We start from the raw sequence: 15,280 nt of genomic DNA, 5'->3' as shown, positions 1-15,280 counted from the left end.
TCTCTTTTATACCACGGTTGTATGGTAGCCATGTCTTGCGGCATAACCGTGGTAATTAACTCGATTTACCCTTTATAAAGGTATTAGTATGAAACAGAAAGTGGTTAGCATTGGCGATATCAACGTAGCGAACGACCTACCTTTCGTGCTGTTCGGCGGCATGAATGTGCTTGAGTCGCGCGACCTGGCAATGCGCATTTGTGAACATTATGTCACGGTGACCCAAAAGTTGGGCATTCCTTATGTGTTTAAAGCCTCGTTCGACAAAGCCAACCGTTCTTCAATTCATTCTTACCGTGGTCCCGGTTTGGAAGAGGGAATGAAAATCTTCCAAGAGCTGAAACAGCAGTTTGGTGTCAAAATCATCACCGATGTGCATGAAGCCAGCCAGGCAAAACCGGTGTCCGAAGTGGTTGATGTTATTCAATTACCGGCATTTTTGGCGCGTCAAACTGATTTGGTTGAAGCTATGGCCCGCACTGGCGCGGTTATCAACGTGAAAAAGCCGCAGTTTGTCAGTCCTGGGCAGATGGGCAATATTGTCGATAAATTTAAAGAAGCCGGTAATGATCAAGTGATCTTGTGTGATCGCGGCAGTAACTTCGGTTATGACAATCTGGTGGTTGATATGTTAGGTATCAACGTTATGGTCCAGGCGACTGGCGGTCATCCAGTTATTTTCGATGTGACTCACGCATTACAATGCCGTGATCCGTTTGGCGCAGCCTCCGGTGGCCGCCGTGCTCAAGTGGCTGAACTGGCGCGTGCTGGCATGGCTGTTGGTTTGGCAGGGTTGTTTATCGAAGCGCACCCAGAGCCGAACAGCGCCAAGTGTGATGGCCCGTCAGCTTTGCCATTAGACAAACTAGAACCGTTCCTGGTGCAGATGAAAGCTATCGATGATTTGGTGAAGAGTTTCCCGGTGCTGGATACCAGCAAGTAAAAAGTGTTCGCCGGTAATATTTGAATAAAGAAAAGGCAGTGTAGGTAACTACACTGCCTTTTTTGAAAACCGTCATACTCACTCAAAGGGACTAACCTCTTACGCGTAAAGCCTCCAGCGCTTCTGGCAGTGACCCATAAAAACTCAACTTGCCTTCAATGGGCTGCACTCTGGCTCTTGCCAGCGTCTTCAGCGGCTGGAAAGGAATATCCGTGATAACGAGCTGTTGTTGCTCGCCCAGCGCCTCTGTGAAGCGTAGGAACGCATTTAGGCCACCGGCATCCAGAACCGGTACTGCATCCCACTGCAAAATAATGGTTTGATAATTCTCACAACGGCTGAGTAACTCATTAAATATCCGCTCTGCGGCAGCGAAAAACAGTGGCCCGTTCACTCGCAATACCAGCGTATGCTCATCAACAGTCGCGGGTATCTCACTCAGGCGCGTCATGCGCGCAATGCGCCGCATAAACAGCAGCGAGGCCAACACAATACCCACCGTGATTGCAATCACCATGTCAAATAATACGGTCAGGCTCATGCACAACAACATCACAATAATGTCATCTTTAGGCGCTCGGCGCAGGAGATCAACGACTTTATGTGCCTCACTCATGTTCCAGGCCACAATCAGTAGCAGAGACGCCATCGCAGCTAAAGGCAGATAAGACAACATCGGTGCCAGTACCAGTAACGCCAGTAAGACCAACAGTGCGTGGATGATGGCTGACACCGGTGAGGTTGCACCTGCGCGAACATTAGCCGCAGAACGAGCAATGGCGGCAGTCGCAGTGATCCCGCCAAAGAATGGTGCAATGATATTCCCCAGCCCCTGACCGACTAACTCACTGTTGGAGTGATGTTTTTGTCCTGTCATACCATCAAGTACGACGGCGCAGAGCAATGACTCAATTGCGCCCAGCATTGCCATAGAAAAGGCTGCGGGCAGTAATGCAGAGAAGGTTGCCCAGTTCAATACAAATGGCTGACTATTGGCAGCAGGTAAATTCCACGGCAAGACAAATTGCGGCAGGATGGGGGGGATACCGTGGCCTTGGGTGCCATCGGCCAGTAAATAGCCAAAGCGTGAGCCGATAGTCGCCACTTGATGATCAAATAGGGATAACACCGCCATGACGGCAGTACCCGCAACCAATGCCGGTAAGTGACCCGGTAACTTTAATTTTAACCGTGGCCAGAGTATTAATACCAGCAGGGTGACGGTTGCAATTAACGTATCACTGAGGTTGATAGTTGGCATTGCTTGAGCCAACGCGGCAACTTTACCAGCATAATTTTCCGGCACTTCTGTCAGGTGCAGGCCAAAGAAATCTTTCACCTGCATGGTGGCAATGGTGATACCAATACCTGAGGTAAAACCGAGGGTGACGGACAGCGGGATATATTCAATCAATCGGCCAAGTCGCCCTAGGCCCATAAATAATAAAAATATACCGGAGATCAGTGTAGCCAGAAGTAAACCCGCTAAACCAAACTGCTGTGATACCGGATAGAGAATAACCACAAAAGCGGCAGTGGGGCCGGATACGCTATAGCGGGAGCCGCCGGTGACCGCAATGACAATACCGGCAATAGCGGAGGTATATAAGCCGTATTGTGGTGGGACACCACTGGCAATAGCCAGTGCCATCGCCAGTGGGATAGCAATGATACCGACAGTGACACCGGCAATTATATCTTTGAGAAGTCTTTGAAGTGTATAGGTTTCTCGCCAGCAAGCGTCAATAAGCGCGCTGAACGGCCTAATGCCGTTAATTCCGTGCGTTTTCATCTAAGGTGCAAACCAAATAAAGAAAAGACAAAATAAATGGCGGGCCAGTAAGGGTCCGTCTCGAGTAGCAGAACACAACGATACGCCAATTAGGTGACTAAGATCTAGATGTATATCAATCTCAGTCGGAAAATCAGATAACTGTCGGTTTTATAAAGAGGGTTAAATGAACGGATTCATGGTGGACCAGTGCATTCCTCCCCTGAATAAATGAAAAGTGGATATTATCCTCACTAGCGCCTTCTTTTAGACCCAAGTATCGGAAATTGAACAATAAGCATCCAAGCCAGGGCTGCATCCTGTGTGCGAAATCGAAAGCGGGTGATTAGGCGACATCTTGTTACATAAATTGAAGGACTGGTCCCATAATGAAATTATTCAGGAATAAAACCTGTCTCACAGCTAAGATTTGAGTTAGAAACTATGACTATTAACCATGCTTAATATTTAGGATTTCCAATGAATATATTCGACGTAAAACGTTACTTAATGTTAGTTGGCAATAAGACAAACCAATGTCAGCCAAAATTCTCGCTGAGAATTCAAAGGATTAATGCTACGCCATGAGCGAATTAGAATCTCTATCGACACTATACCGAGATGCTTGTGTCACCTATGCGACGCTCTCAATCAGTTATTTTGCCTTAAGTAAGAACAGTGCTTTTTCTTACAATGGGGATGTCTGGAAACGTATTCTATTTGGTGTCGCATCGGGACTGGTTTCACTTTATCTGAATCAGGACCAGTGGGTGATTTCAGGTGCGTTTTTCTATAGTTTCGAGTTGATTCCGATTATTTTGGTCACTTTCTATGGTGGTTGGTTAAGTAGCTTGACAGCATTGCTGATTAATTTTGCTTTCACAGGCTGGTTTACCCTCGACAATATTCTTATAACAATAATATTTATTCCGCTCATACTGTCACGAGTCTGGGAGCGAAAAAGCAATCGTATTTTTTATACCGCAATCCTCGCTATTGCGATTTATCGTATGGTCGTTGCTATATTAGTTGCCCCGCATATTTTGACCTGGGCCCAGGTGATAGTATATCAACTGATTTCCGCGCTCTGTTTGGCTATTTGCTACCATGCACTGAATTTTAAAGAGCGTCATATCTCCGCCTATTTTTCGATGAAAAACCGGGCGAATATTGACAAATTAACTCAGCTAAATAACCGGGCAAGTATTGATTATCGATTAACGGCAATTCACAACAGTCGCCAGGCGTGTGGTTTAATGATTCTGGATCTGGACCATTTTAAGTCGGTGAATGACAGCTATGGTCATGACGGTGGTGATTTACTTCTAACAGAAGTGGGGAAGCTGTTGACGTCAATCATTCGTGATGAGGATTTTGTTGGCCGTTATGGCGGTGAAGAGTTTATTGTTATAACCCGCCGCCATGAACCACAAACGATTAAAGCGGTTGCCGAGCGAATTCTCCAACAAGTTGAGAATCTTGCGGTGGTTTTACCTGACGGACGTAAAATAAAGGCCACCATCTCGATTGGTGCGTCTCTTTATTTGCCTGGAATGTCGATGCTAAAAGCATTAAAAATGACGGATGAAGCACTTTATCAGGCGAAGAAACAAGGGCGCAATCAAGTAGTTTATAGCCGATTAATGCCATTTTCCCCATTGGGAGACCGCATAGATAAAGAGAGGCACCGCCGTAAGTTGTAGAAACACCTTGGTGGGAGTCACGAAAAAGGCTCTGACTTTCGTCAGAGCCTTTTGCTCGAATATGGCGGTGAGAGAGGGGTTCGAACCCTCGATACACTTACGCGTATACACACTTTCCAGGCGTGCTCCTTCAGCCACTCAGACACCTCACCGTTATGTTACCGCGCTAAGCACGGCAACGGGGCGGTACTATAGGGACCAGCAGGCAGATGGTCAAGCAGTATTTACCCGTTGCCATTCATCTGGTTATTCTGCATGCATATAGCGTAAATCACCGGCAAATTATAAGCAATTAACGCCAATTTTTCGCCTGCAGAGGTGAATCAACCATCACATAATCGGCACCGAGATCTTTAGCTAGTTGATAATCTTTTGCAGAGTTTATGCCAATCAGCAAAATTTTTGCATCTTCGCTCTGCTTGAAACAGTCCATTGCCTGTTGATTCCAAACCAATTGGGTCCGGGTTGTTCCTTTACCCAAGGTGAGTTTCTCCACGACCTTTACATCACGTCTTAATTCAAAGGCATAATGTCTATTCTGGCTGCTAATAAATGAATTGCCCTTGTTTTTGGCTATTATACATTCATCTGCCATCACCGCAGTAGCTAAAATTTTACGGGTTTTATTACGTGTCTCGAATTTACTTATATAATCAGGTAGCGCATTAAGATATTTTTTCTCAGTAGAATAGAAAACAATGCGGTCAGGTGAGAGAATATTTTCTCTCACTTCTGTTATGGCATTCGCTATTATTTTTGGATCTGCATCAGGAGACTTAATATCTATAGTGAATTTTGTTTGTGGGAATGATAATAAAACCTGATGTAGTGAGGGGATCTTTACTCCCCATCCGCGGAATTTATACTGATCGTCACTTTTAAAGTGATAGGCCGCATCTAATAACTGTAATTCTTGCCAAGAGTGGTCAGAAACCAGGCCGTTGCCGTCAGTCAATTCGCTCAAATCTTTGGGCCGATAGAGTACTAAAACACCATCTTTACTGAGTTGAACCGAGACCCAAATAATATCAGCGTTATTTGATAACGCTTTACTGATGGCATGTCGAGTGTTTTCTGGGTAATCGGCTGTTCCTGCACGATGAGCAACGATTAACGGCGAGGCTGATAGGGAGTTAACACACAGGGTCAATAGTAAAGAAATAAAATAAAATCGCTTATTTTTCATTTGATACCTCGATATGGGTTATTTCGGATTTATAATATTCCTTATCTTGTAACATGTAATATTGAACTGGAAATAAACCAATTAGTAATAGAGGCATTTAATAAAGTGATTATGTTTATGCCCGTCATACTTAAAGCTGCATGTGCGTTGGCTACGCTCAATAATCTGAATTACTTACAAATGTAAGCCCATCGGGATTAATGAGCCTCACCCTACGGGCTAGCATAAATGCTGTTCAAATCGATTCCCGACCGATTTGTATTTCGTTTGCCGCCTTCCTGCAACTCGAATTATTTAGGGTGTATCTGTCTGAAACGACATTTGGCAGGAAATAAAGCTATCTGAAGGCGAAAAAAAACGGCAATCGGGTTAACAGGTTCAGGTATGAAACCAGACATGTTATCGATTGCCGCTTCGTTTGTCGTAGAAACCGAGGTTCATCTACAGACTAAATATGGCGGTGAGGGAGGGGTTCGAACCCTCGATACGCTTACACGTATACACACTTTCCAGGCGTGCTCCTTCAGCCACTCAGACACCTCACCGTGTTACAGCTATCAACTACGCTAAACGCGGTCGACCGGCGTAATGTAGGCAAAAGTGTGCCCAGCGTCAACCCTCTTATATTGGCTTTGTTACTGTTTAGCTAAAGTTACAGCAGTTTGCTGATTTCATCGTCATTTCTTGCGGGTAACACTTGCATCTGACCGTTAATCGCGGAAATCTATCAGGTACTTTCGCAAGGAGCTGGCAAATAATGAATATTATTTTTTATCACCCGTTTTTTGAAGCAAAACAGTGGTTGTCAGGCATACAATCTCGTTTGCCCACGGCGAAAATCAGGCAGTGGCGACGTGGTGATACACAACCGGCGGATTATGCTCTCGTCTGGCAGCCACCACAGGAAATGCTCGCCAGACGTGTTGAACTGAAAGGCATTTTTGCTTTAGGGGCGGGGGTCGATGCTATTTTGGATCAAGAGCGCCGCTCTCCGGGCACATTGCCAACCGGAGTGCCGTTGGTACGATTGGAAGACTCTGGTATGTCATTGCAAATGCAGGAGTATGTGGTAGCCAGTGTATTGCGATATTTCCGCCGAATGGATGAGTATCAACTGCAACAACAGCAGAAAGTGTGGCAACCGCTGGAGCCGCATCAGCATGATAAATTTACCATAGGCATTCTTGGGGCGGGGGTATTAGGTAAAAGCGTGGCCCACAAATTGGCTGAGTTTGGTTTTACCGTGCGTTGTTGGAGCCGTACACCAAAACAGATTGAGGGTATAACCAGTTTTGCCGGCAAAGAGAAACTATCGACTTTCCTGCAAGGGACACAATTATTGATTAATTTGCTGCCCAATACGCCCGAAACTGTCGGTATCTTGAACCAATCGCTGTTTTCACAATTGAATGCTAACGCTTATGTGATCAATATTGCGCGTGGTGCACATTTATTGGAGCGTGATCTATTAACTGCAATGAGTGTTGGGAGCGTCGCAGCGGCGACATTGGATGTATTTGCTGAGGAACCCTTACCGTCAATGCATCCTTTCTGGAGTCACCCACGCATCACTATTACACCGCATATTGCAGCGATAACCCTGCCGGAGATAGCGATGGATCAGGTAGTTGCCAATATTCAAGCCATCGAAGCGGGGAGAGTGCCAGCGGGCCTGGTCGATGTGGTACGAGGTTACTGATTTACATACTGACTCGGTTCGATGAGATATAGCGATAGCCCTGCAAGTAAGGGCTTTTAGCGCTGTTGATGAGAAGAATTCCTGCTATCATTAGCAGTCTATGCTTTACCTGCAAAAAAGCCATCCTGCCTTAAAAGACTTTGTGGAGTAGTCATGTATCCTGTTGATTTACATATGCATACCATCGCCAGCACCCATGCTTACAGCACCCTGCACGATTACATTGCCGAAGCTAAGTTAAAAAATATTAAGCTGTTTGCCATTACTGACCATGGCCCGGATATGGCTGATGCCCCGCATTACTGGCACTTTATGAACATGCGTGTCTGGCCACGGTTGGTAGATGGTGTGGGTATTTTGCGCGGTATTGAGGCCAATATTAAGAATTTGGACGGTGATATCGATTGTACCGGCCCGATGCTTGATGCCATCGACCTGCTAATTGCCGGCTTCCATGAACCTGTATTCCCGCCTCAAGACAAAGCCGCCAATACTCAGGCAATGATTGCGGCCATGGCACAGGGGAATGTGCACATCATCAGCCATCCCGGTAACCCTAAATATCCTGTTGATATTCCAGCTATTGCTGATGCAGCGGCAAAATACAATGTGGCGTTGGAGTTGAATAACTCGTCCTTTACGCATTCACGCAAGGGCAGCGAAGCGAACTGCCGGGCGATTGCCGAAGCGGTCCGTGATGCCGGTGGCTGGTTGGCATTAGGTTCTGACTCCCATATTGCCTATTCATTGGGGATTTTCGAACATTGTGAGCGGATTATTGCTGAGGTGAATTTCCCACCAGACCGTATTTTGAATGTTAGCCCGCGCCGGTTACTGAATTACCTTGAGCAACGTGGCCGCCCGGCAATCCCTGAGTTGGCTGATTTATAATATAAAGTATGTGACATTGTCACTTGTGGTTTAAATATTTATAAGAAACAGGAAGATGTAAATGAATGATTTCTCTCTGGTGTGCCGGGTTCTTGGGTCACTATTTTATCGTCAACCACAAGATCCGCTACTGGCCCCCCTTTTTGCGCTGATAAGTCAGGGTAAATTAGAGCAGCACTGGCCACTGGAACAAGGTGAGCTGCTGACGCGTTTGCAACAAGAGTATCAGCCACAGGCGGTGGCCGCTGATTATAACGCGTTGTTCGTCGGCGACGATGGTAGCGTGTCACCTTATGGCAGCGATTATGACGATGCTTGCCCAGAAGCTGAGGTCAGAGCGTTTTTGCAACAACGAGGGATGCCGCTGGGCGATGGGCCAACTGATCATTTTGGCGGGTTATTATTGGCTGCCTCTTGGCTGGAAGACCAGGCCGCAGAGGATGAGATTGCGGCTCAAACCGCACTGTTTAACGACTATTTACTGCCCTGGTGTGGTCGCTTTCTCGGCAAAGTAGAGGCCCACGCTAACACCGGCTTTTATCGGACGTTGGCTCAGTTGAGCCGCGAAGCGTTACAGGCAATGTGGGATGAGTTGTCTGAAGATACTCTGCCGACTTAAGTAACCCTGGTTGGATTAATGAGCCTCATTCTTTGAGGCTCACACTGCGAGCTAGCATAAATACTGTTCAAACCGGTTCCCGACCGATTTGTCATTCGTTTACTGCAACGCCAATGACATTTGGTATCAGTGACGATGCAGCAGACGATAGCCTGTAAACCTCGCAGTGCAGCTAGTCAGTCAGTGGGATGACTAACTGGCCTGGTTTCACTTCTAAACCTTTTGCCAGCTTTTTCGCCATCCCTTCAGCTTTACTCTTTTCACTGTCCAACACATAGACCGGTTGCTGATCAAAGTAGGATTTCAACGACTGATTCAGATAAGGGGTCAGTGCTTTCATCACTGAATCCATTTTTTCCGGCTTAACGGTATAATCAGTCAATTCCATATCTTTTAGGAAGATAGCGCCTTTCTCACGATCGAATATCGGTTGCGCTTTTAGTGTCAGCGTCATATCCGCACTTTGTGGGCCAAGGATCGAGGTAATGTCTACTTTGGCATTACCGGTTAAGGTCACTTTACCAGGCTCAGTACGGCCAATCTGGCTCTGCAATTGCGTCAAGATAATGTGGGCGTCAACCAGACCGGGTATGCCAATCTGCTTTTCATAGTTATTGTGTTTTTGCAGATATTCATTGATTTCCTGTTCGCTCAATGTGTATTGAGTTAATTGGTTACAGCCGACCAGTGTCGTGGTCACAATCAGCGCAGCAGCGCCCCACATTAATGTCTTCATCAAAACCTCATAGCAATATTTACTAAACAAACCAGATGGCGCATCACATCAAACCAGACAAACAGGCCAATAGTAACCGGTTAATCCACTGTTTTGTATTATTAACCCTATTTGTTCAACCAGGGTTCAGGATTGCGGACAATAATGCGGCGGTGGGGGGCATCTGCCAATCGGATAACCCCGAATCAACGTTGGTTTGAAAAGAGAATAAAAAGATGCCAGAGAGGCTTGGCGACTCTGGCGCTAGTGCTAACGACAGAATAGTGCTAGCTGCCGCTTAGCATGGCAGACTCGATACGGCGCTGATTAAACTGCCAGTAAAGCCCGGCCAGCGTAATTACCCCAATAACGCCCAGCAGGAACCAGGGTAACTCCGGCATTTCCAGCGTTCGGCCAGTATCGTACATCCAGCCGCCACCGGTATAGCCTAATGCGCCGCCCAACGCTAGCCCCAGACGGCTAAAGCCCATATAGCTGCCACGTGCGCGCGAGTCGGCCAGCGAAGCCCCCAGGGTTTCACGTGCGGGTTCAGCGATAATTGAACCTGTATAGAAGAAGCAAATGAACATAAACAGTGTTTGCAGGTGGGAAATCAAGCCGATCGGAAACAGGCTTAATGTCATGATTAATAGCCCAAACATGAGGCGCTGTTCGAGGCGAAAACGTTTCTCGCTCCAGCGAGCAAGTGGGTAAAGCAATGTCAAAGAAAGCGCGGCCTCAATGGCGTACATCCATTTAACGGCAGCAGGAGACCCCGCAATCTCATTTACCACGATCGGCAGCATGAGCATCACCTGTACCGACAGCATGTAATAGCCTGTTAGCGTCAGGACATAAGTTACAAAGCGGCGATCACGTAGCACCCGCATTAAACCTTCTTTCATTGGCGCACGCACGGTGGAAATGCGATACGCGGGCAGCAACCAAAGGTTCCAGCCTGCAGCCAAAATGAAGATTACCGCGCCAGTCCAACAGACAAAATGGAAGTCGTATTGCAGCAACCAACTGCCGATTAATGCGCCGATCACCGCACCTGCACTGTCTTGCATCATCAGCAGGGAGTAAAAACGGCCACGTTCATGGGGGCGGGTTAATTTGATAACCAAAGCGGTACGCGGCGGATCAAATAGGGTGCCACCTAAGCCAGATAGCGCACAAGCCAGCAGGAGTATCCAAGGTTCATCGGCCATTGCCATAAATGCAAAGCCCGCAGCCCGCATCAGCATACCGGTAACAATCATTGGCTTGGCACCGAAACGGTCGGCAATGGCACCACCAAAGATGCCTAACCCTTGTTGGACAAGTTGCCTTAGTCCCAAGGCCAGGCCAACGAGCACCGCAGCCCAACCCAGTTGATCGACAAATCGGATAGAGATGAGTGGGAAGACAACGAAAAAACCCAACACAACTAATAAGTTATCAAGCAATAAAAAATACTTACCCAAGCTCCGAGCTTGCGATACCAAGGCCATGCTTCACCGTCAGAAATTAAATATGGAGGGAATAAAAACACGCTTATAGTTTGTACCCAAATTGATAGAAACGATAGGGGGTAGATTGATAATATTTTTTTATCGTCAATACGTTACCTCATCGATTATTCATAATAAAATGCTTATTCACCGCTTTAACCAGGTGATTTCATTGTGTCCTCGTGTGCAAAGTTTGCAAGGGCGGTTTTACGCAGGGTATGGGCAACAGGTATATTGAAGTAAAAGATTGTCGCTAAATTAAGTACAGAGTGCAGCCCAAGGGGAGCAGATGTTCGGCTATCATTCAGCAACACCTAAAATACGCCTGACGACGGACCGCATGTCATTGCGGTTGGTTCATGAACGTGATGCCTACCGCATGGCGGAGTATTATGCTGAAAATCAGGTATTTCTCAAACCATGGGAACCCGTGCGCGATCAAAGTCATTGCATGCCCTCCGGTTGGCAGGCGCGGCTGGGTATGATCATGGAGCTACAAAAGCAGGGGAGCGCCTACTACTTTATTCTGCTGGACCCAGAAGAGAAAGAAGTGCGCGGAGTGGCTAACTTTAGCAATGTACTGCGAGGTTCGTTCCATGCCTGTTTTCTGGGTTATTCATTAGGTGAGCGCTGGCAGGGGCAGGGTTTAATGTTTGAAGCGTTGCAGCCGCTGATTCGTTATATGCAGCGGCAGGAACGGATGCACCGTATCATGGCTAATTATATGCCGCACAATCATCGCAGTGGCAACTTACTGACACGCCTTGGATTTGAGCGTGAAGGTTACGCCAAGGATTATTTACTGATTGATGGTCAGTGGCGCGACCATGTGCTGACTGCTTTGACTAATAAAGAATGGACGCCAACTCGCTGAGGTCAGGATGAAACACAGTTTAAATGCACAGGAAGCCAGAGTTATTGGCTGTTTGCTAGAAAAACAAGTGACAACACCGGAGCAATATCCGATGTCGCTCAATGGCGTGACCGTCGCTTGTAACCAAAAAACCAACCGCGAACCGGTGATGGAGCTATCCGATTCGGAAGTCCAGCAGACACTGGATTTCTTGCTGAAAAAACACCTTATTCGCACCCAGAGCGGTAACCGAGTAATGAAGTACGAGCACCGTTTTTGCAACTCGGAATTTGGCAACCTAAAGTTCTCCCCTGCTGAGTTGGCGGTGATTACCACACTATTATTGCGTGGTGCACAAACACCGGGAGAGTTGCGTACTCGCACTAACCGGATGTATGAGTTTGCCGATGTTACTGAAACAGAAGAGGTATTGAACCAACTGGCCATCCGCGAAGATGGGCCATTTGTGGTGCGTTTAGCCCGTGAGCCGGGTAAACGTGAAAGCCGCTTTATGCATCTTTTTAGTGGTGATGTGGCCCCGGCCTCGGCAATAGCAGAGAGTGCTGAAGGGGAAAGCAGCGCCCTTGAGGAGAGAGTTGCCCAACTTGAACGGCAAGTGGCCGCACTGACACGTCGGTTGGATGAAGTATTGATTCAGTTGGATGATTAATAAGGATCCTATGAAAAAGCTACGTATTGGTATTGTCGGTTTGGGCGGTATTGCACAAAAGGCCTATTTACCTATTTTGACTCAAGCACGGGACTGGCAACTGGTTGGTGCGTTCTCCCCCAATCAAATCAAAGCACAACCTGTGTGTGACAGCTATCGGATGCGCTATTTTTCTCGATTAGATACGTTAGCTGCTGAATGCGATGCTATTTTTGTTCACAGCAGTACTGCCAGCCATTTTAAGGTGGTCAGTGAACTGTTGCAGGCCGGGATTCATGTTTATGTCGATAAGCCGCTGGCCGAAACACTCGAGCAATCCGAACAATTGATAGCACTGGCCGCGAAACGGCACTTGGCACTGATGGTCGGGTTTAACCGACGTTTTGCTCCGCTATACCAACAACTGAAACAACAAGTCATCCACCCGGCATCGCTGCGGATGGAGAAACATCGCCAGAACAGTGTGGGGCCGAATGATCTGCGCTTTACCTTGCTTGATGATTATCTGCATGTGGTGGATACCGCTCTGTGGCTTGGTGGCGAAGCGGCAAAGCTCCTGAGTGGAACGCTTCAGACAAATGCGTTGGGACAGATGCTGTATGCAGAACACCATTTTCAAGCGGGCAATGGTCTGATAACTACCAGTATGCACCGCCACGCAGGGACCCAGCGGGAAAGCGTGCAAGCCGTCAGTACGGCTGCCTGTTATCAGGTTAGTAATATGAGCCACTGGCAGCAGGAGTCGGATGGGCAGGTGATAAGTTTGCCGGTAGCCAGTTGGCAAACCACCTTAGACCTGCGAGGCTTTACCGGTGCAGTGCATCATTTTATTGATGCAGTCAGCAACCAAACGGCACCACAAGTTTCGGGCGACGAAGCTATTTATGCGCAGCGAATGATAGAGCAAATTTTACAGCAGGATACTGTTCAATAAGTCAATAATTCAGATCAAAATGGCGCAAAAAGCGGGCTAAGTCAGTAATTTGTTACACCTTGCGATGGATATTCATCGCCGGATACGTAGACTGGCGGCGGTGTTCACACCGTTTCAGGGGCACTTTAATTTCGGTACCTCAACCATTGGGTAGAAGCGACGCCTGCTAATTGCAGGCGTTGATATTTACGGCGAATTAAAAACAGATCGGAAAACAGATCAGAACCCCATATCAGACAACTTATGAATCTACTGAAATCACTGGCAGCCGTCAGTTCCATGACCATGTTTTCCCGCGTATTAGGCTTTGCCCGTGATGCGATAGTGGCGCGGGTTTTTGGTGCCGGGATGGCAACGGATGCCTTCTTTGTGGCATTTAAATTGCCTAATCTATTGCGGCGGATATTCGCGGAAGGGGCATTCTCACAGGCTTTTGTCCCCATACTGGCCGAATATAAAAGTCAACAGGGCGAGGAGGCAACCCGCACTTTCATTGCTTACGTCTCTGGTCTGTTAACGCTGATACTGGCGGTAGTGACCGTATTGGGGATGTTGGCCGCGCCTTGGGTGATTTTTATTACGGCTCCCGGCTTTACTGATACACCTGATAAGTTTGCGTTAACCTCCGCGCTGCTGCGAGTGACTTTCCCTTATATTCTGCTAATTTCGCTGGCCTCCTTAGTGGGGGCGATCCTTAATACCTGGAATCGTTTTTCTATTCCTGCTTTTGCGCCCACTTTCCTTAATATCAGCATGATAGGTTTTGCGCTGTTTGCCGCACCCTATTTCAATCCACCAGTCATGGCGCTGGCCTGGGCGGTGGTGGTCGGCGGGGTACTGCAATTAGGCTATCAGCTCCCTCATCTGAAGAAGATTGGTATGTTGGTGCTGCCACGGTTATCACTGCGTGATGCAGGGGTCTGGCGGGTTATGCGCCAAATGGGGCCGGCGATCCTCGGCGTATCAGTTAGCCAAATCTCTTTGATTATTAACACCATTTTTGCTTCATTCTTGGTGTCAGGTTCCGTTTCCTGGATGTATTACGCTGACCGTTTGATGGAGTTTCCGTCGGGGGTGCTGGGTGTGGCGCTTGGCACGATTTTATTGCCCTCACTGGCAAAAAGTTTCTCCAGTGGCAATCATGATGAATATTCCCGACTAATGGATTGGGGACTAAGGTTATGTTTCCTATTGGCGTTGCCCAGTGCCGTTGCATTAGGGATTTTAGCTAAACCGTTGGTGGTGTCATTATTCCAATACGGTAAATTTAGTGCTTTTGATGCGGCAATGACGCAACGTGCGTTAGTGGCCTATTCCATTGGTTTAATGGGGCTGATTGTAGTGAAAGTGTTGGCACCCGGTTTTTACTCGCGTCAGAATATTAAAACGCCGGTAAAAATTGCCATTATCACACTGATATTGACCCAGGTAATGAACCTGATATTCATCGGGCCACTCAAGCATGCTGGGTTATCACTCTCTATTGGGTTGGGGGCCTGCCTTAATGCCAGCTTGTTATATTGGCAGCTCCGTAAACAGAATATATTCCAGCCACAACCGGGTTGGGCCGTATTTCTAACCAAGCTGGTTATCGGTGTTGTGGTGATGTCGGCCGTGTTGCTGGGGCTGCTCTGGGTGATGCCTGCGTGGGATGTGGGGGGGATGGCCTATCGCTTGTTACGGTTGTCTGCTGTCGTTGCCGCCGGGGTGATTGCCTACTTTGCCGCGCTGGCATTACTCGGATTTAAAGTTCGGGATTTTGCCCGGAGAACGTCCTGAGTCAATCAATCAAGATATAATTAT

General features: G+C 47.5%; 13 protein-coding genes and 2 tRNA genes. 9 read left to right on the top strand and 6 right to left on the bottom strand.

Going from position 1 to position 15,280, the window contains the following annotated elements; translation table 11 throughout:
- Window positions 1–88 precede the first annotated feature (88 nt).
- Window positions 89–943, top strand: coding sequence for a 3-deoxy-8-phosphooctulonate synthase (kdsA, locus tag V1952_RS06245; RefSeq protein ID WP_005185168.1), 855 nt, complete (start codon window positions 89–91; stop codon window positions 941–943).
- A 91-nt stretch (window positions 944–1,034) separates the two neighbouring features.
- Here kdsA and dauA read toward each other — a convergent pair whose 3' ends face one another.
- On the bottom strand, window positions 1,035–2,735 hold the full coding sequence (gene dauA / locus V1952_RS06240; protein ID WP_372558902.1) for a C4-dicarboxylic acid transporter DauA: 1,701 nt from the start codon (window positions 2,733–2,735) through the stop codon (window positions 1,035–1,037).
- Between the two features lie 563 nt (window positions 2,736–3,298).
- Here dauA and V1952_RS06235 point away from each other — a divergent pair.
- The gene (locus tag V1952_RS06235; RefSeq protein ID WP_420074469.1) at window positions 3,299–4,417 is read left to right on the top strand and encodes a GGDEF domain-containing protein; all 1,119 of its coding nucleotides are present in this window, start codon (window positions 3,299–3,301) and stop codon (window positions 4,415–4,417) included.
- A 62-nt stretch (window positions 4,418–4,479) separates the two neighbouring features.
- On the opposite strand, the gene V1952_RS06230 is transcribed toward V1952_RS06235, so the two are convergent.
- The 3 genes from V1952_RS06230 to V1952_RS06220 all read right to left on the bottom strand — a co-directional run bounded on the left by V1952_RS06230 (window position 4,480) and on the right by V1952_RS06220 (window position 6,148).
- A tRNA-Ser gene (locus V1952_RS06230) sits at window positions 4,480–4,569 on the bottom strand.
- A 140-nt stretch (window positions 4,570–4,709) separates the two neighbouring features.
- Complete coding sequence (locus V1952_RS06225) at window positions 4,710–5,603, bottom strand: glycerophosphodiester phosphodiesterase family protein (protein ID WP_372558904.1); 894 nt, start codon at window positions 5,601–5,603, stop codon at window positions 4,710–4,712.
- Window positions 5,604–6,058: 455 nt separating this feature from the next.
- Window positions 6,059–6,148, bottom strand: a tRNA-Ser gene (locus V1952_RS06220).
- A 212-nt stretch (window positions 6,149–6,360) separates the two neighbouring features.
- Between V1952_RS06220 and ghrA the strand changes: the two genes are divergently transcribed.
- The 3 genes from ghrA to V1952_RS06205 all read left to right on the top strand — a co-directional run bounded on the left by ghrA (window position 6,361) and on the right by V1952_RS06205 (window position 8,812).
- Entirely contained in the window at window positions 6,361–7,302 is a 942-nt protein-coding gene (gene ghrA / locus V1952_RS06215; protein WP_372558905.1) for a glyoxylate/hydroxypyruvate reductase GhrA, read from the top strand.
- Window positions 7,303–7,455: 153 nt separating this feature from the next.
- Window positions 7,456–8,193: a phosphatase gene (locus V1952_RS06210; protein ID WP_420074468.1), complete on the top strand. Its 738-nt coding sequence runs from the start codon at window positions 7,456–7,458 to the stop codon at window positions 8,191–8,193.
- 61 nt (window positions 8,194–8,254) lie between these two features.
- Entirely contained in the window at window positions 8,255–8,812 is a 558-nt protein-coding gene (locus V1952_RS06205) for a TorD/DmsD family molecular chaperone (RefSeq protein WP_372558907.1), read from the top strand.
- 172 nt (window positions 8,813–8,984) lie between these two features.
- On the opposite strand, the gene V1952_RS06200 is transcribed toward V1952_RS06205, so the two are convergent.
- Both V1952_RS06200 and mdtH read right to left on the bottom strand, forming a co-directional pair.
- Window positions 8,985–9,548, bottom strand: coding sequence for a lipoprotein (locus V1952_RS06200; RefSeq protein ID WP_372558908.1), 564 nt, complete (start codon window positions 9,546–9,548; stop codon window positions 8,985–8,987).
- A 266-nt stretch (window positions 9,549–9,814) separates the two neighbouring features.
- Window positions 9,815–11,020 (bottom strand): multidrug efflux MFS transporter MdtH, encoded by a 1,206-nt coding sequence (mdtH, locus tag V1952_RS06195; RefSeq protein ID WP_083159016.1) that lies wholly within the window; start codon window positions 11,018–11,020, stop codon window positions 9,815–9,817.
- 289 nt (window positions 11,021–11,309) lie between these two features.
- On the opposite strand from mdtH, the gene rimJ reads away from it, so the two are divergent.
- The 4 genes from rimJ (at window position 11,310) to murJ (ending at window position 15,256) form a co-directional block, all read left to right on the top strand.
- A complete protein-coding gene (gene rimJ, locus V1952_RS06190) occupies window positions 11,310–11,894 on the top strand; it encodes a ribosomal protein S5-alanine N-acetyltransferase (RefSeq protein ID WP_420071064.1) in 585 nt (194 codons plus the stop codon).
- 7 nt (window positions 11,895–11,901) lie between these two features.
- Window positions 11,902–12,543: a YceH family protein gene (locus V1952_RS06185; protein WP_420071065.1), complete on the top strand. Its 642-nt coding sequence runs from the start codon at window positions 11,902–11,904 to the stop codon at window positions 12,541–12,543.
- Window positions 12,536–13,477 (top strand): Gfo/Idh/MocA family protein, encoded by a 942-nt coding sequence (locus tag V1952_RS06180; protein ID WP_372558911.1) that lies wholly within the window; start codon window positions 12,536–12,538, stop codon window positions 13,475–13,477. The genes V1952_RS06185 and V1952_RS06180 overlap by 8 nt, the downstream gene beginning before the upstream one ends.
- A 243-nt stretch (window positions 13,478–13,720) precedes the next feature.
- Window positions 13,721–15,256, top strand: a complete 1,536-nt coding sequence (murJ, locus tag V1952_RS06175; protein ID WP_420074467.1) for a murein biosynthesis integral membrane protein MurJ — start codon at window positions 13,721–13,723, stop codon at window positions 15,254–15,256.
- Window positions 15,257–15,280: the final 24 nt, after the last annotated feature.

This window comes from Yersinia sp. 2542 StPb PI (assembly GCF_048593855.1).
Classification (GTDB): Bacteria; Pseudomonadota; Gammaproteobacteria; order Enterobacterales; family Enterobacteriaceae; genus Yersinia; species Yersinia enterocolitica_E.
The sequence above is the reverse complement of the archived record's forward strand: the minus strand, read 5'-3'. Positions and strand labels throughout refer to the sequence as shown.